General features: G+C 73.2%; 14 protein-coding genes. 8 read left to right on the forward strand and 6 right to left on the reverse strand.

Translation table 11 applies throughout. The features are described 5' to 3' along the window. Positions 1–79 precede the first annotated feature (79 nt). Genes HC031_RS10125 through HC031_RS10135 form a run of 3 tightly spaced genes read left to right on the forward strand, consistent with a single transcriptional unit; the run spans position 80 to position 4,274 of the window. On the forward strand, positions 80–1,561 hold the full coding sequence (locus tag HC031_RS10125; RefSeq protein ID WP_167924972.1) for an FHA domain-containing protein: 1,482 nt from the start codon (positions 80–82) through the stop codon (positions 1,559–1,561). Between the two features lie 37 nt (positions 1,562–1,598). After that, on the forward strand, positions 1,599–2,114 hold the full coding sequence (locus tag HC031_RS10130) for a hypothetical protein (RefSeq protein ID WP_167924973.1): 516 nt from the start codon (positions 1,599–1,601) through the stop codon (positions 2,112–2,114). A gap of 42 nt (positions 2,115–2,156) precedes the next feature. Continuing rightward, positions 2,157–4,274: a RecQ family ATP-dependent DNA helicase gene (locus tag HC031_RS10135; RefSeq protein WP_338090576.1), complete on the forward strand. Its 2,118-nt coding sequence runs from the start codon at positions 2,157–2,159 to the stop codon at positions 4,272–4,274. Positions 4,275–4,293: 19 nt separating this feature from the next. Here the strand turns inward: HC031_RS10135 and HC031_RS34335 are convergent, their stop codons facing one another. Continuing rightward, on the reverse strand, positions 4,294–5,277 hold the full coding sequence (locus tag HC031_RS34335; protein WP_167924974.1) for an NlpC/P60 family protein: 984 nt from the start codon (positions 5,275–5,277) through the stop codon (positions 4,294–4,296). Positions 5,278–5,397: 120 nt separating this feature from the next. Between HC031_RS34335 and HC031_RS10145 the strand changes: the two genes are divergently transcribed. Further along, positions 5,398–6,576: a methyltransferase gene (locus HC031_RS10145; RefSeq protein WP_167924975.1), complete on the forward strand. Its 1,179-nt coding sequence runs from the start codon at positions 5,398–5,400 to the stop codon at positions 6,574–6,576. On the opposite strand, the gene HC031_RS10150 is transcribed toward HC031_RS10145, so the two are convergent. After that, on the reverse strand, positions 6,569–6,940 hold the full coding sequence (locus HC031_RS10150; RefSeq protein WP_167924976.1) for a carboxypeptidase-like regulatory domain-containing protein: 372 nt from the start codon (positions 6,938–6,940) through the stop codon (positions 6,569–6,571). The genes HC031_RS10145 and HC031_RS10150 overlap by 8 nt on opposite strands. A 100-nt stretch (positions 6,941–7,040) precedes the next feature. After that, on the reverse strand, positions 7,041–8,678 hold the full coding sequence (locus HC031_RS10155) for a DEAD/DEAH box helicase (protein WP_167924977.1): 1,638 nt from the start codon (positions 8,676–8,678) through the stop codon (positions 7,041–7,043). A 299-nt stretch (positions 8,679–8,977) separates the two neighbouring features. Here HC031_RS10155 and HC031_RS10160 point away from each other — a divergent pair, with 299 nt between their 5' ends. Further along, positions 8,978–9,634: a ferritin-like fold-containing protein gene (locus HC031_RS10160; protein ID WP_167924978.1), complete on the forward strand. Its 657-nt coding sequence runs from the start codon at positions 8,978–8,980 to the stop codon at positions 9,632–9,634. 109 nt (positions 9,635–9,743) lie between these two features. On the opposite strand, the gene HC031_RS10165 is transcribed toward HC031_RS10160, so the two are convergent. From HC031_RS10165 to HC031_RS10175, 3 genes are all read right to left on the reverse strand, one after another. Beyond that, positions 9,744–9,971: a DUF3107 family protein gene (locus tag HC031_RS10165; RefSeq protein WP_167924979.1), complete on the reverse strand. Its 228-nt coding sequence runs from the start codon at positions 9,969–9,971 to the stop codon at positions 9,744–9,746. A 52-nt stretch (positions 9,972–10,023) separates the two neighbouring features. Beyond that, positions 10,024–10,662 (reverse strand): TetR/AcrR family transcriptional regulator, encoded by a 639-nt coding sequence (locus tag HC031_RS10170; RefSeq protein WP_167924980.1) that lies wholly within the window; start codon positions 10,660–10,662, stop codon positions 10,024–10,026. Positions 10,663–11,153: 491 nt separating this feature from the next. Further along, positions 11,154–11,711, reverse strand: coding sequence for a hypothetical protein (locus tag HC031_RS10175; protein ID WP_167924981.1), 558 nt, complete (start codon positions 11,709–11,711; stop codon positions 11,154–11,156). 1 nt (position 11,712) lies between these two features. Between HC031_RS10175 and HC031_RS10180 the strand changes: the two genes are divergently transcribed. The 3 genes from HC031_RS10180 to HC031_RS10190 all read left to right on the forward strand — a co-directional run bounded on the left by HC031_RS10180 (position 11,713) and on the right by HC031_RS10190 (position 16,145). Continuing rightward, positions 11,713–13,701 (forward strand): hypothetical protein, encoded by a 1,989-nt coding sequence (locus HC031_RS10180; RefSeq protein ID WP_167924982.1) that lies wholly within the window; start codon positions 11,713–11,715, stop codon positions 13,699–13,701. Positions 13,702–13,909: 208 nt separating this feature from the next. Next, complete coding sequence (locus tag HC031_RS10185; RefSeq protein ID WP_167924983.1) at positions 13,910–14,977, forward strand: alpha/beta fold hydrolase; 1,068 nt, start codon at positions 13,910–13,912, stop codon at positions 14,975–14,977. Positions 14,978–15,212: 235 nt separating this feature from the next. Then, entirely contained in the window at positions 15,213–16,145 is a 933-nt protein-coding gene (locus tag HC031_RS10190; RefSeq protein ID WP_338090577.1) for a DUF3152 domain-containing protein, read from the forward strand. Positions 16,146–16,155: the final 10 nt, after the last annotated feature.

The raw sequence follows: 16,155 nt of genomic DNA on the forward strand, positions 1-16,155 counted from the left end.
TGTCTCTCGCGTTCACGTCCGCCGGCGGTGGCTTGTCAACTAGGGTGTGGGTGCGACATCCACGTAAGCGGGAGTGACCGTGCGCTTCGAAGTCAGCAATGTGATGGACACCATCGAGCGGCGCCTCACCACCGACATCGTGATGGCTCAGGCCGTGGTCGACATCGGCGAGATCGCCCGGTACGTGGATCTCGACGAGGGCCGGCCGGTCAATCTGATCCGCCTCGGCATGGTCGTCGACGCTTTCGGCCGCTACCTGCGCGACGGCGGAGCGATGATCTACCCCGTCGCTCCCCGCCAGTTGCTGTCCGAAGCGGCGCTCACCGCGAAGGAACGGATGGTTCTGGGCCGGTGGGTCGGGGACGGGCTGATCGAGGCGACGCAGGACGCCGCCGCGCGGATTGTCGAGATCGCCGAGCTGACCGGGCTGCCCCTCATCGGTCTGCGTGGCCACGCCGAGCTGGCGAAGCGGTACGAGTGGCTGCGCGACGCTCCGTTGCGGGTGCTGACGGTGAGCCCGCGTGGCGGAGGCGCACTGCTGACCGACGGCAAGGGCGGCACCGGCGGGGTGAAGCTGCCCCGGCCGGGCGGCGTGGTCGCCGCTCCGTCCGTCGGTCCCCAGCCGGCGCCGGCCGGAGGTGCCGGCAAGGGGGACAGCGCCGGTGCGGTGGACAGCGCCGGCAAGGAGAACAGCGCCGGCAAGGGGGACACCGCGGGCAAGGGGGACACCGCGGGCAAGGGGGACAGCGCGGGCAAGGAGAACAGCGCGGGCAAGGGGGACAGCGCCGGCAAGGCCGGGAGCTCGGGCGCCGGCCGCGTGGTCAGTTCAGCTCCGGTGCCCGCGCGTCGGGACGGTGCGGGCGGGGCGCGGGTCTGGCCCGACCCGGTGGACTCGCTGCCGGAGCCGCTGCCGGAGCCGCCCGACTACCTGCCCGCGCCGAGCCCGACCGGCGCCGCCCTGATCGGTCGCGCCTGGCGCTGCGACGCGTTCGACTGCCCGAGCTTCGGCGAGAGCCGCCGCCTCGGCCAGCCCGTACCGATGCTGCGCGGCAGCAAACCGGTCTGCCCCCGCCACGACGAACTGTTGCGCGACATCGGGCCGCGGCCGGTGGCGGTACCCATGACCCTGATCGTCGCCGGCATGCGGCGCCGGCACTTCGTGGTGACGGCCGACCACCCGGTGTTCGTCGGGCGGGGCCCCGAGGAGGCGGACGGGATCGAGGTCGGGGAGTGGCTGCACGACGCCGCTGGGCGCTGGATCAGCCGGACCCATGTGAAGTTGCAGATCAGCGACGACCGGATCGTCGCCACGGACGTCAGCAAGAACGGCACGCTGGTGTGGGTGCGCTCCGGGCCGAGCGACCGGCCGGACGCCTACCGCTTGACCCGCGGCCGGTCGTACCCGCTGGGCGAGTGGGACACCGTCGAGCTGTACACCGGCGTCGAGCTGTGCCGCGCGGACCGCCGGCCCTGGGGCGTCGACGGTTCGCGCGACGAACCGCCCTCGGTCCTCACCGACGCGCCCACCTTCGCGATGAGGCAGTTGCCGACCAAAAGGTAGGGCATGTTCACGGCGCGCGCGTGATGGAAATACGAAAGTGGTGGAAACGAATGCGTGGGAGCGGGCCGAGGGTGGCCTCGAGCGGGAACCGCCCGTCCTGCCCCGGATCCGTCCCGTACCGCGCTGGATAGCTCCGCTGTTCGCCTGCCTGGCCGTGGCGACCGTGCCCTGGACGATCTATCTCGCCGCGACCCTTCCCCATGTGATCCGCACACGTCACTACCGCATCGCGTGGGTCGGGTTCGACATCGGTCTGGTCCTTCTTCTCCTCCTCACCTCGGTTCTGGCCTACCGCGGTCAGCGGCACACGGCGATGACGGCTACCGCCACCGCGACCGCGCTGGTGATCGATGCGTGGTTCGACGTGCTCACCTCGCCGCCCGGGCGGGAACTGATGGTCGCGATCGTGACGGCGCTGGTCGGGGAGTTGCCGCTGGCCGCGCTCTGCCTGTGGATAGCGCTGCAGGTCGACCGCGTGATCGCCCGCCGCCTGCAGCAGTTGGCGCGCCGCGCCGAGCGGGGCGGCCGCTGGCCGCGGTACCGGCGGGGCTGATCGCCGCGCCGGATTGTCACCGGCTGCTGGTAGAAAGGCTGGGTGGACGAGCGGGAGGCGACCAGAGCGCGGGCGGAGGAGGTGCTGCGGGCGCTGGCCGGGCCGCGGGCGACGCTGCGACCCGATCAGTGGCGCGCGATCGAGGCGCTGGTGATCGACCGGCGCCGGGTCCTGTGCGTGCAGCGCACCGGGTGGGGGAAGTCAGCGGTCTACTTCGTGGCGACGGCGCTCCTGCGCCGGGCCGGTGCGGGGCCGACCGTCATCGTCTCGCCGCTGCTGGCGCTGATGCGAAACCAGGTCGACGCGGCCGCCCGGGCGGGGATCGCGGCCCGCACCATCAACTCGGCCAACCTCGAGGAGTGGGATCAGATCACCGCCGAGGTGCACGCCGGTGAGGTGGACGTGCTGCTGATCAGCCCCGAGCGGCTCAACAACCCCGATTTCCGCGACGGCGTGCTGCCCAAGCTCGCCGGCACGACCGGTCTGCTCGTCGTCGACGAGGCGCACTGCGTCTCCGACTGGGGCCACGACTTCCGCCCCGACTACCGGCGGCTGCGGACGCTCCTGGACGAGCTCGCTCCCGGTACGCCGGTGCTCGCCACGACGGCCACCGCCAACGCCCGCGTCACCACGGACGTCGCCGAGCAGCTGGGCGACGCCCTGGTCCTGCGTGGCACGCTCGACCGCGAGTCGCTCCGGCTGGGCGTGCTCGGCCTTCCGGACGCCGCCCACCGGCTGGCCTGGCTGGCCGAGCACCTGGCCGAGCTGCCCGGGTCCGGCATCGTGTACACGCTCACCGTCGCCGCGGCGCAGGAGACCACCGCGTTCCTGCGGGCGCGCGGCTACCCGGTCGCGTCCTACACCGGGCAGGCCGAGGACGCCGACCGGCGGGCCGCCGAGGCCGACCTGCTCGATAACCGGATCAAGGCGCTCGTCGCCACGTCCGCGCTCGGTATGGGTTTCGACAAGCCCGATCTCGGGTTCGTGGTGCACCTCGGCGCGCCCTCGTCGCCGATCGCCTACTACCAGCAGGTGGGCCGGGCCGGCCGCGCCGTCCGCAGTGCCGACGTGCTGCTGCTGCCCGGCCGTGAAGACGAAGCCATCTGGCGGTACTTCGCCGCGCTCGGGTTCCCACCCGAGGACCAGGTGCGTGCCACGCTCGACGCGCTCGCCGAGGTCGATCGCCCACTGTCGACCCAGGCGCTGGAGGCCCGGGTCGACCTGCGGCGCAACCGGCTGGAGCTGATGCTCAAGGTGCTCGACGTCGACGGGGCGGTGCGCCGGGTGCGCGGCGGCTGGGTCGCCACCGGGGCGCCGTGGCGACACGACACCGCCCGCTACGAGCGGGTCGCCGCCGCGCGCCTCGAAGAGCAGGCCGCCATGCGGGAGTACGCGACGACCGGCGCCTGCCGGATGGAGTACCTGCGCCGGTGTCTCGACGATCCCGAAGCCTCGCCCTGCGGCCGCTGCGACAACTGCGCCGGCCCGTGGTACCCGACCGCCGTGTCGTCCGAGGCGCTGGCCGCCGCGCAGGCGCATCTTGGCAGGGTCGGTGTCACGGTGGCGCCCCGGCAGCTGTGGCCGACCGGGCTGCCGGCCGTCGGCGTTGCGCTGTCCGGGCGCATCCCGGCCGACGAGCAGGCCGGGCCGGGCCGCGCGCTGGCGCGCCTGTCCGACCTGGGCTGGGGTGATCGGCTGCGTCGGCTACTGGCCGACGGCGCCCCGGATTCGGCGGTGCCCGACGACGTCTACGCGGGGGTGGTGCGGGCGCTGGCCGACTGGGCCCGCGGGGAGGACCCGTGGCCGGCCCGCCCCGCCGGGGTCGTGACCATCGCGTCCCGGCGCCGTCCGCAGCTCGTCCAGGATCTGGGCGCCCGGATCGCCGCGACCGGCCGGCTCCCGCTGCTCGGCGGGGTGTCGTGGGCGGGGGACCCGTACGCCACCGGAGCGCCGGGCAACAGCGCCCAGCGGGTACGCCTCCTGCACGACGCCTTCCGCCTCTCCGACGAGCTGGCCGCCCAGGTGGCCCGCCTCGACGGCCCGGTGCTGCTGGTCGACGATCTGATCGACACCGGGTGGACGATGGCGCTGGTCGCGCGGCTGCTGCGGCGCGCCGGGGCGCCGGCCGTGCTCCCGTTCGCGCTGGGGCTCGCCGGCTGACCGTCCGGGTGTGAGGTCGTCAGACCACCCGCCCGTACCCGACGATCGGCGCGTGGTCCATCTGATGGATCGAGATCTGCTGGCCGGTCTGGGGCGCCTCGATGATCCGCCCGTCGCCGGCGTACATCGCGACGTGGTGGATGTCGCTGTAGTAGAACACCAGATCGCCGGGGCGGAGGTCGTCGCGCGTGATGTGCCGGACCTGCTTCCACTGCAGCGCCGCGCTGTGGGGCAGCGTCCGGCCGGCCTGCCGAAAGGCGGCGAGCACCAGTCCCGAGCAGTCGAAGGTGTTCGGGCCGGCCGCGGCCCACTCGTACCACTTGCCGAGTTGCTGGTACGCGTAGCGCAGGGCGGTGCCGCCGGCGTCGTTGGGGAAGACCGGCACGTACGGGTCGCGCAGACCGCTGCGGCTGGCGCGGGCCGCGTACACCTTGGTGCGCAGGGCCTGCAGTTCGGCGAGGTTGCTTTCGATGACCGCCTTCGTCACGGTCAGTTCGCGGTCCTGGGTGGACTGTTGCCGCTCCAGGTTCTTCAGGGCCCGCCGCTGGGTCTCGTACCGGTCGGTGACGACGCGCAGGGCCTGGATGGCCTGGTCCTGGTCGCGCGCGACGTGATCGAGCAGGGCGAGCTGATTCAGCAGCGAGCCCGCTGACTCCCCGCTGAGCAGCGCGGTGGCCGGGCCTTCGCCGCTGCTCTTGTAGATCCCGGCCGCGATCGTGCCGACCTTGCGCTGCAGGTCGTCGATCTGCTGGTTGAGCGGTGCGAGCTGGGCGTCGGTCGCGGCCACCCGGGCGCGGGTGGCGGCCAGGTTCTCCCGGGTGGTGTCGTAGTGCTCGACGACGCTCTCCAGCTCGTCCCAGGCCGTCGCGACCTGCGCGTCCAGCTCGGCGGGGGTCGGGTCGGCGTACGCCCGGACCGGGCCGGGGACCGTGAGCAGCGTGGCTACGGCCGCGAAGGCTGCGGCAGCGCGTACGGCGGCGCCCCGGGTGCGATGAGTGCCCACACCCTTACAACGAGCAAAAGTAACAAAAGCCACTGTACGTATAAATCGGGCGCGACCGCGCGGTGCCCGCCGGGGTTGGCCGCTCGGCTGGCGCCGTTGCCGAAATGGCAGGCTGAAGGGGTGCCGGAAGCCCTCGATGCCGCCCTGACCGAGATACGCAGCCTTCTGCTCGATCCGGACCACCTCGTCCGCGCCGTAGCCGCCGGCCGGCGGCGCGGCACCCAGCCACGCTGGCAGCGCGCCGAGCTGCGCCCGGTCTCGGTGAAGGCCGGCCACCAGCTCCAGGTGGTCACCGACGACGGCAGCCGCCCGTACACCCGTAACGTGCCGTGGGGGCGTTCGGCCGACGAGGCGGTCGATGCGCTGCTGGCCGAGCCGTTCGGCAACTGGTACGTCGAGAGCACCGAGCGCGTGCTCCAGCTACGTGTCACCAAACGCGGGGACGCGCAGGTGCACCGCGCCGCTCCGGTCGCCGGCCCGTCGACGGCGCGGCCCGCCGCCGGCGCCGCGCCCGCGCACGACCGGGCCGCCGCCCACCTGATCGATCCCGGTGACCCGCTGTTCGAGGTGATCGGCGGCAGCGCCGCCAAACGCCGGCAGGTCGACGCGTTCCTGCGGGCCCTCGCCGCGACGCTCGCCCATGACGAGCTGCCGCAGCCGCTGCGCGTGGTCGACCTCGGCTGCGGCAACGCCTACCTCACCTTCGCCGCGTACCGCTACCTGTCGTCGCAGGGCATCGACGTACGGCTGACGGGCGTGGACGTCCGGCCCGACCAGCGGGCACGCAACGCCGAGCTGGCCGAACGGCTCGGCTGGTCGGACCGCGTGGAGTTCGTGGCGGGGACCATCCTCGAGGCCGACGTCGACGGCGCCGACGTGGTGCTCGCGCTGCACGCCTGCGACACCGCGACCGACGAGGCGCTGGCCCGCGCCGTCGGCTGGGGCGCGCCCTGGGTGCTCGCCGCGCCGTGCTGCCACCACGACATCGCCGCCCAGCTGCGGGGCGGCTCCGCGCCCGAGCCGTACCAGCCGCTGACCCGCCACGGGATCCTGCGGGAGCGCTTCGCCGACGTGCTCACCGACGCGGTACGCGCGTCGCTGCTTAGGCTGCACGGGTACCGCGTCGAGGTCGTGGAGTTCGTGGGATCGGTACACACGCCACGCAACCTGCTGCTGCGGGCCCGGCGTACCGGCGCCCCCGTCACCCCGCAGTTGCGGGCCGAGTACGACGAACTGGTCGCGCAGTGGGGCATCACGCCCGCCCTGGCCCGGCTGTTGGGGCCGGTGCCCGTCACCTGACGTGGCAGACGACGTCGGCCCGGCTCGTGCGGCCCGACGTGACGGTGACTGGTCGGTCGGCCTGGCAGGGGCCCGTGCCGCCGGGAACTTCCGCGGTCACGGAGTACGTCCCGGGCGGCAGGGTGAGCCGGTAGCTGCCGTCGGAGCCGGTAGCGACGACGTGGCGGCCGCCCGGTCCTTCGACCGTCACGGAACCGTGAAGCGGCCGCGGGCCAGCGGTACCGGCAAGGCCCAGCGGGCCTCCGCTCGCGGCGAAGCGCCCCGTCAGGGTGCCGGTGCCGGGCGAGCCGGTGCAGCCGGCGAGCCCGAGCAGCGCCGCCACCACAACCCAGCAGTACGCTCCTGACCAGGTCTTTCTCGTCATCATCGCCGTTGGACGCGGTCCTGGCGGCAACGGTTCCGGGCACTGTCCGCAAACGACGAACGGGGCGGCCACCTGGGCCGCCCCGTTCATTCGATTCAGGTCACTCGCTGTCGGCGGACGCCGCTCCCGCAGCGCCCAAGCCACCGCCGCGACGGCGGCGCCGGCGCGGACGCCGAGGTCCCTCGCCCTCGCTCGCCGACGGCGCGGCCTCCACGGTGGCCACCTCGGCCGTAGCGGTGTCCGCTTCGGTGCGTCGGCGGCGTCGGCGCCGGCGCGAGGCGGCCGAACCGCTCTCGCCCTCGTCACCCGCCGACACTGGCCTGCTGGCCGCGCCGGATCCACCCCGGCGGTTCCGGCGGCGGCTCGGCTTGCCCTCGACGTCCTCCAACTGCTCGGCCGACAGGCCGGCGCGCGTGCGGTTGGCGGTCGGCAGCGTGCCGGTGACCTCTGGGGAGATATCGAGGTCAGTGAAGAGGTGCGCCGAGGTGTGGTACGTCTCGGGCGGCTCCGGCAGGTCCAGGCCGAGCGACTTGTCGATCAGTCGCCAGCGCGGCATGTCCTCCCAGTCCACGAAGGTCACCGCGACGCCGGTGTGGCCGGCACGGCCCGTGCGGCCGATCCGGTGGGTGTAGGTGTCCGCGTCCTCGGGGCAGTCGTAGTTGATGACGTGCGTGACGCCGGAGACGTCCAGCCCGCGGGCTGCGACATCGGTGGCGACCAGTACATCGATCTTGCCGGCGCGGAACGCCCGGAGCGCCCGCTCCCGCGCGCCCTGGCCCAGGTCACCGTGGACGGCCGCGACCGCGAAGCCACGGAAGTCCAGCTCCTCGGCCACCTTGTCGGCGGCGCGCTTGGTACGCGTGAAGATCATCGAGAGGCCGCGGCTCTCGGCCTGCAGGATCCGGGCCACCACCTCGACCTTGTTCAGCGGGTGGGCGCGGTAGACGACCTGCCGGGTCAGCGGAGACGGGCCGGTCCGGTCGTCGTGGTTGGCGTGGATGGTCACCGGCTGGCGCATGAACCGCCGGGCCAGCGCCACGATCGGGTCGGGCATCGTCGCGGAGAACAGCATCGTCTGCCGGTCGTCGGGCAGCATCGCGAGGATCTTCTCGACGTCGTCGAGGAAGCCCAGGTCGAGCATGCGGTCGGCCTCGTCGAGGACGAGCCCGCGCACCCGGTCCAGCCGTAGCTGCTTGCTCTTCGCGAGGTCGAGCAGGCGGCCGGGGGTGCCGACGACGACCTCCACGCCACGCTTGAGCGCCTCGGTCTGCGGCTCGTACGCCACGCCGCCGTAGACGGCGAGGACGCGCAGGCCGAGGGTACGGCCGGCGATTTCGAGGTCGCGGGCGACCTGGATGCCCAGCTCACGAGTGGGTACGACGACGAGCGCCTGCGGAAGGCCGTCGGCGCCCTCGCTGGGGGACAGGGCCCGCTGCAGCAGCGGCAGGCCGAAGCCCAGCGTCTTGCCGGTGCCGGTCGGCGCCTGGCCGATCACGTCGGCGCCGCGCAGGGCGATGGGGAGCGCGTGCTCCTGGATCTTGAACGCGTGGGTGATGCCGGCGGCCGCCAGGGCGGCCACGATCTCCGGGTGGACGCCCAGGTCGGCGAAGGTGGGGCTGTCGGGACGGACCGGGGCGCTGTCGGTGGGTTCGGACTCGACTTCGGCCCCGGTCGATTCGGTCGTGGTGAGTTCGGCTGCGGCCGTTTCTTGGGCCGCTTTCGCTTCCTCGTTGTTCATCAAGTTTTTGGGGTGTCTCTCTCGCGGGAGCGCCCCGACTTGACGGGTGCGCTCGGATGTATGGCGCGCCACGGGCGAATAGAACAGGAGCGAAGGAAATCGCTGGCCGCGCGCTCGCCGGACGCAGCAGGCGTCGGCGGAAGTGAGAACAATGTTATCACTAGCTTTGGCCTGCTAAGTTGTGCCGCTTTCGACCTCGCGTCAAGGGCCACCGGCTCCGAGACGCTTGATCTAACAGCCACCGCAACTACTTACTGATCGGCACCTATTGCGGTCGGTATAAGGAGTAACCTTCCGTCGTGTCTGAGTATTCCGCGCCGCTACCGCCCGTCGCCGACCTGTTGGGCCTGTTGGCATATGCCGAACTGGTCGCGTTCGACCAGATGGCGGCCGATGCGCGACTCGCTCCTGATCTGGGCCGACGAGCGCTGCTGAGCGAGATGGCCGCTCGGGAGATCGACAACTACTGCCGGCTCGCCACCCGGCTGGGTGAGCTCGGCGTCGAGGTCGAGGACGCCATGCGCCCGTACGTGGCGGCGCTCGGCGACTACCACCAGCAGACCGAGCCGAAGGACTGGCTCGAGGCGCTGGCCAAGGCGTACGTGGGCGACGGCGTCGCGGACGACTTCTACCGCGAGATCGCGGCCTACCTCGAACCGAAGGACCGGGACCTCGTTCTCGACGTGCTCCACGACTCGCGGCACGCCGACTTCGCGGCCGAGGAGCTGCGGGCGGCGATCGCCGCCGATCCGAAGGTCGCCAACCGGCTTTCCATGTGGGCGCGCCGGCTCGTGGGTGAGGCTCTCTCCCAGGCCCAGCGGGTGGCCGCGGAGCGGACGGCGCTCGCCGGCCTCATCGCCGCCGGCGGCGGGGACCTGTCGGACGTGCAGGCGCTGTTCAGAAAGCTGACCAGTGCCCACACCGCTCGGATGGCGGCCGTGGGCCTCAACAACTGACCCGTCGCCGTACCTTGACCTGATCCGCCCGTGATCCTGGGCGCTCAAGCGCCGGCCTGAGCGCCCAGGATCACGGCCCGGGCGTACCCGGGGCGCGGCGCCGCCGCGCTCAGCTCGCGGTGAATCCGACCGGGCGCGGGGACGATTCCGCGATCTCGACGTACGCCAGCTTGTCGATCGGCACGATGACCCGGCGACCCTTTTCGTCGAAGAGCGTGAGAACACCGTCTCGGCCGGAGAGGGCCTCGGCCACCGTCCGCTCGACCTCAGCCGGCGACTGGGCGCTCTCGAGTGCGAGCTCGCGCGGCGCGAACTGTACGCCGATCTTGACCTCCACGTCTTCCTCCTTGATCAGGCGGCCCGTTCGCCGCCTCCGAAGGGTAACGCGGTCAGGACTGCTCGCCGTGAAGCGGGAAGCTCGCGATCCCGCGCCACCCCAGCGTGGCGACTAGTTCCACTGCTTCAGCCTTTCGCACCTGCCGCCCACCTGCCAACCAGAACCGGGCAGCGGTCTCCGCCGCACCCACCAGGCCCGCCGCCAGCAGCTCGGCCCGGGCCCGGCTCACACCGGTGTCGGACATGATCGTGTCGGTGATCGCGGCGATGCAGCTCTGCTCGAGCCGTTCGACCCGCTCCCGGACGGCGGGATCGTTGCGCAGGTCCGACTCGAACACGAGCCGGAACGCCTCGCTCTCGTGGTCGACGAAGTCGAAGTACGCCTGCGTCGCCCCGTTCACCCGCTCCCGGTTGTCGGCCGTGGCCTCCATGGCCTGGCGCACGCGCTCGACGAGCGCGTCGCAGTGGGTGTCGAGCAGCGCGAGGTAGAGCTCCAGCTTGCCGGGGAAGTGTTGGTAGAGAACCGGCTTGGAAACGCCGGCGCGCTCGGCGATGTCGTCCATCGCCGCGGCGTGGTAGCCCTGCGCGACGAACACCTGCTGCGCGGCGGCGAGAAGCTGCTTGCGTCGTGCGGAACGCGGTAGTCGCACCGGTCGTCCGGTTGCCTGCACACCGCCCGTCGCCGAGGTCATCTTCAACCCTCTCCAATCACGCCGCCGGATGCAACTTACCGCCCTTATCCGTTCACGGTAGCCTCACGTCAGGCGACGGAGGAGCGCACGGTGGACGAAACGGGACAACCAGGCGCGGATGCTACCGCTGCGACGAACGGTGCGGCCGAACGCGACGGCCCGCACGACAGTACGCCGACGCGCGACAGCACACCCTGGCCGGCCAACGGCTCCTCCGGGGAGGCCCTTCCCGGATGGCGTCAGTATGGCTCGGGCACGGGCTGGCCGCCCGTCGGCACCGCACGTGTGCGGGGAGACGATACCTCGGTTCGGGCCCGGACCGACCGGCAAGGGTCGTACGGGGACCCCGTGCCGTCCATGGGCAGAGGCCTCAACGGCGCCGACCCGGACGGGCGACCGGGCCAGCCGGTACGGCCGTTTGCCGGTTCCGAGCCCGGCGGGTGGGTCGACGGCCCCCGCTACGGGGACGCCACCGCCGGTTATCGCGCCCCTCATCGGTCGCCGGCCGAGTCCGGACCCGAGATCCCGCCACGCGCGCCGGTCGGCTCGGCGTCGGAGCCGCTGGCGGCCGGTTCCACGGCACCGGTGACCGTGCCACCCGGCCGGCCCGGTCCCGCTGCGCGACCGCCGTTGTCGCTCGTCCCGCCGCTTGCCGATGCGCCGACCCGCGCCGAGACGGGCTCGCGCGCCGAAGCGCCGTCGTACGGGGACGTGCCGTCGTACGCCGCTCCCACGGAGCGACCGGCGGGCGACACCATGATGGACGGACCGACCGGCCAGACACCCGTCGCCGGCCGGCAACCGGCCGGTCCCACGGCCGGCCCGGCGTCGGGAGCGTCGCCGTTCAGCCCGCTCGAACCGGCACGACCGGTCACTCCGTCGGAACCGGCCCGACCGGTGCGCTCGGTGTCCGCGCCGCCGACGCTGCCGGGTCCGCAGTCGGCGTCACCGCTGCAATCCGCGTCACCGCTGCAATCGGCGTCACCGACGCCGCCGGCGGACCCGTCGCCGCAGCCGATGACGCCGCCGTCACCGTCCGGTCGGACCACCGTGGATGGTCCACTCGGGGACGGCCCCGGCCGATCGGAGTCCGTACTGTTCCAGTCGCCGCTGCCGGAGCCTGCCGCGCCGCCGCTGCCGGAGCCTGCCGCGCCGCCGCTGCCGGCCGCCCTCCCGGTTCCGTCCGAACCCGACCCGACGGCCGATCCTGTCGGCGGCGGACCGGTGCCGGACGCGGCCCGGGCCGACGCCGGCCGTCATTACGAACCGTCCGGCGGGAACACCTATGAACCGTCCGGCGGGAACACTTTCGAACCGTCCGGTGGGGAACCCTCCGATCGGCCAGCCGACCAGCGGGAGTGGCGAGGGACGGCCGCGTCCGGCCGGCACTACGGCGAGCGGCCGGCGCAGCGGTCACCGTGGGCCCCGGCTTCGCTACCCCCCGGGTACGAGCGGATCCCGACCGCCCGGGTCGCGCCGCCCACCGAGTACGAGGAGGTGTCCGCCTACCGGGAGCCCGGCGGCGGGTACGGATCAGCCGCCGAGCCGGCTGCGGCCGGTGAGCAGAGCGCGCGGCTGGACCCGCCGTGGCGCGCGACGGACTCGCCGTGGCCGGAGCCGCACTGGTCGGAGCCGCGCTGGTCGGAACCTTCACGCGCGGGCGACACGCCCGGCTGGACCGAGCGCACGGCCGAGGCGGCACCGCACCGGGCGCTGTTGCCCCAGCGCGTGCCGGCCGCGCCGGACGTGCCCGGCGTATCCGGTGCGCCGGGCATCGAGCCGGAGGGAGGCCTCCCGGCCGCCGCGCCCGAACTGGCGCGCATCGCGAGCTACCTGCGGGACGAGGACGACGACGGGCAGGTTGCCCAGCCTGACGGCTTCGACATCCCCGCGGTGCTGGCGGCGGTGCGGATCGTGCCCGGGGTGCGCGACGCCCATGTGCGCACCAATGCGAGCGGGGCGCAGACGCTCCGGCTGGAACTGGCCGACGACGCCGATCCCGGCGAGGTCAGCCGCGCGGTCACCCGGCTGCTCAACGAGCGCATGGGGCTCGCGGCCGAGCCCAACGACGGGCTCGAGGCCCCGGTGCCCGCGTACTCCGACCCGCTGTCCGCGCCCTCCGACCCGACGTCCGCGTACTCCGACCCGCTGTCCGCGTACTCCGACCTGGCGTCCGCGCCGACGGTCCCCGGCCGCCGGCGCGCCGTCGAGGACGACGACCTCCTCGATCGGCCGGGTCGACCGTCGACGCGTTCGGACGATGCCGGCAGGCATGACGGAGCGGACGAGCGGCGCCCCGGCGAACCGTCGATGACCGACGAGGACCGATCGAAGGTGGACCCCCTGAGCACTGACAGCGCGTCGGCAACGGACTCCCTCCAGGTGGACGAGCCGGCCGCCGGCCGCCGCCGGGCCCGGCTGGCCGAGACCCAGGGGATCGAGCGCGGGGTCACCGAGTACCGGGCGCTCGGAAGTCGGGGTACCCGCAGCCGGGTGGCCGAGTCGGTGAGCGGCGCGGCCTACCAGCCGGGTACCGACGTGGGCCGCACCGACCCGGGCAGGGCTGAGCCTGGCAGGGCTGAGCCGGGCAGAGAGGTCGCGGCGCCGGCGCACCGTCCCCTGCGCGGCGCTTCCGGCGTCGCCCGCGTCATCCTCGACCGGGTCGAGGTCAGCACGCAGGGCACCGACGCCGTCGTCGAGGTGCGGCTGTCCGCCGCCGCCGCGGCGGCCGTCGGGGTGGCCCAGGGGCCGGCGTTCGACGGGTACGTGCTGCGGGTGGCCGCGGTCGCCGCGGCCAACGCGATCGACGACCTGCTGACCGGTTCGGACGGCGTCCCGGCCGCGCGCTGTCTCATCGAGAACGCCACGGTCGTGCCCATGGGCGGCTGTGAGGTCGCCGTGGTCGTGCTGCTCCTGGCGCACAACGGCTGGGCGGAGCAGTTGTCCGGTGCCGCGGTGGTCGACGGCGACCAGCGCCACGCGGTCGTACGCGCGACCCTCGCGGCGGTGAACCGGCGGTTGGAGGCCCTGCTGCCCTGAGGTGGCGCGGCTGTCGCGCCCCGTACCCCGGGCCCGGGCGTGTTTCGGACCCCGGGTACGGGCAGGTCGCGGCGTCCGGGCCCGGGCGGCCTTCGCAATGGAGGTTGGTGCGGCCGCGACGTTACGAACCGACAATCCGGACAGCGTGGGCGTTTTCAGAAGTGAAAGTTAACGGCAAGTCAGTTTCGGGCGAGGCAGTATGGGTCTCATGGAGGCCGCCCGTCTCGTACCGGACGACGTGCTACCAGCGTCCGACGGGATCACGCCGGCTTGGCCTGGACGTTCCGTCGTGGTGGACGGAGCCAGCATCCACGTGCGGGACACCCCGGCCCGGTCGGCCGGCGCCGAGCCTGCCGTCTACGTGCACGGCCTCGGCGGCTCCTCGCTGAACTGGACGGATCTGGCCGGCCTGCTGGCCGATTACCTCGAAGGTCAGGCGATCGACCTGCCCGGCTTCGGGCGTAGCGACCCGGCCCGCAGCTACACCGTGACCGCATTCGCCGACCGGGTCATCCGCTGGATCGAGTGCTCCGGCCGGGGACCGGTCCACCTGTTCGGCAACTCGCTGGGCGGCGCGGTCGCGGTGTGCGTCGCGGGTACCCGTCCCGAGCTGCTGCGCTCCCTCACCCTGGTATCTCCGGCGATGCCGTTCCTGGACCCGCGGCGGTCGTTTCACGGCCGGCTGCTGCCGCTGCTGCTCATTCCGCGCGCGGACTGGCTCGCGGCGCGGCGGCTGGCCGCGATCGACCCCGCCGACCTGGCCCGGATGGTGATCGAAAGCTGCTTCGCCGACCCGACCCGCATTCCGGAGCAGCGCTTCGCGGAAGCCGTCGAGGAGGCCCGGCTGCGGTACACGGTCCCCGAGTACACCAGCGCGTACGTGCGCACGCTGCGCAGTCTGATCCTCAGTTTCGTGCGGGCGTACCTGCCCGGTTCGGCGTCGCTGTGGCAGGTGGCGCGGCGGATCAGCACACCGACCCTCGTCATCGGAGGGCAGCGGGACCTGCTCGTCGACGTGCGGGTGGCCGCGCAGGTCGCCCGTACGATCCCGAACAGCCGGCTGCTCACCTTGCAGGATGTCGGCCATGTGGCCCAGATGGAGGAGCCACGGACGGTCGCCCGCGCCTTCCTCGCCATGCTGGAGGACTCCGGCGCGGTCAAGCTGCTGCGTGCCGGGCGCAACGGGCGACCCGGGCGGACCCGGCGCAAGAGTTCGCGGCAGGGGGACATCACCTATGGTGGTGGCGTGACAGCGGCTGGTGAAGCGGCCGGGTGATCCCGGGGTGTCGGCGGCGGGTTTTGCGCCGACATGGCAAGCTGACTAACCGATGACGTACGGCGCGACGAGCGAACCCAGGAGACGACGCCCGCCCGGTGCGCAGCCCGCCGGAGCCGATCCGGGATCCAGAGCGCGCCCCGGGAACGTGCCCGGGGCGCCGATCGGGCGTGCTCCCGCAGGCGGTGACGCCCGGGGCTGGTCTGATCCGCCGTCGGTCGGATACGAGCCGGGTGTGCGCATACCCACGGGAGCCCGGCAGCAGTCCCAGGCTCGGGCCCGCGCGCAGGTGACCGCCCAGGCGCCGCCCGGAGTCGGCCAGTGGCCCGTGCCGGCCGGCACGGGCCGGCGGTCCTCGCCGCCACCGGGGCGGCGTCGCCGGTCCGGGCGCCGGTACGTCTTCGTGAGCCTGGTGCTCATCCTGGTCGCCGCAGCGGGGCTCAGCGGCGTGATCTGGCGAAGCGGATGGCTGACCCGGGCGTCCGGCCAGCCGGCCCAGGCCCATCCGGTGGGCGCCGCTCCGGTGCCGTCCACGTCGGCGGCCCCGTCGGCCGCCCCGCAGGCGGCCCCGTCGGCGACGCCCAGCGCCGCACCGGTCGTTGTGGACAAGGGCGCCGGGACGTTCACCGGCGTCACGACCGAGGGCAAGGTCCTGGGCACGGCCGGGCCGCTGCGGCGCTTCCGGATAGCCATCGAGAACGGCATCAACGAGGACCCGACGGCCTTCGCGGACTTTGTGGACCAGGCGCTCGGCGATCCGCGCAGTTGGATCGCGAGTGGCCAGTTCCGACTGCAGCGGGTGACGGCGGCGACCCCCGCCGAGTTCACCATCTACCTGGCCAGCCCGACGACGTCGGAGGCCATGTGCGCCAAGGGCGGCCTGAGTACCGAGAAGTTCACCTCCTGCCGGCTCCCGGGACAGGTGATCATCAACGACGCGCGGTGGCTGACGGCGATTCCCGACTACGGGGCGTCGCTGGAGGTCTACCGGACGTACGCGATCAACCACGAGGTCGGGCACCAACTGGGGCACGGTCACGAGGCGTGCCCGGGTCCAGGGCAGTTGGCGCCGGTCATGCAGCAGCAGACGTACGGGCTGAAGGGCTGCGTCGCCAACCCCTGGCCGTTCGTCAACGGGAAGCGGTACGCGGGCGCGCCGATCCCCTAGCGCGCCGGCG

It is taken from the genome of Planosporangium thailandense, from assembly GCF_011947195.1.
GTDB lineage: Bacteria > Actinomycetota > Actinomycetes > Mycobacteriales > Micromonosporaceae > Planosporangium > Planosporangium thailandense.

Bases quoted from the DNA above. Each gene is read 5' to 3' on its own strand.
- HC031_RS10185 (WP_167924983.1), top strand. From the start codon at position 13,910: ATGGAGGCCGCCCGTCTCGTACCGGACGACGTGCTACCAGCGTCCGAC.
- HC031_RS10155 (WP_167924977.1), bottom strand. From the start codon at position 8,678: ATGAACAACGAGGAAGCGAAAGCGGCCCAAGAAACGGCCGCAGCCGAA.
- HC031_RS10170 (WP_167924980.1), bottom strand. From the start codon at position 10,662: ATGACCTCGGCGACGGGCGGTGTGCAGGCAACCGGACGACCGGTGCGA.
- HC031_RS10150 (WP_167924976.1), bottom strand. From the start codon at position 6,940: ATGACGAGAAAGACCTGGTCAGGAGCGTACTGCTGGGTTGTGGTGGCG.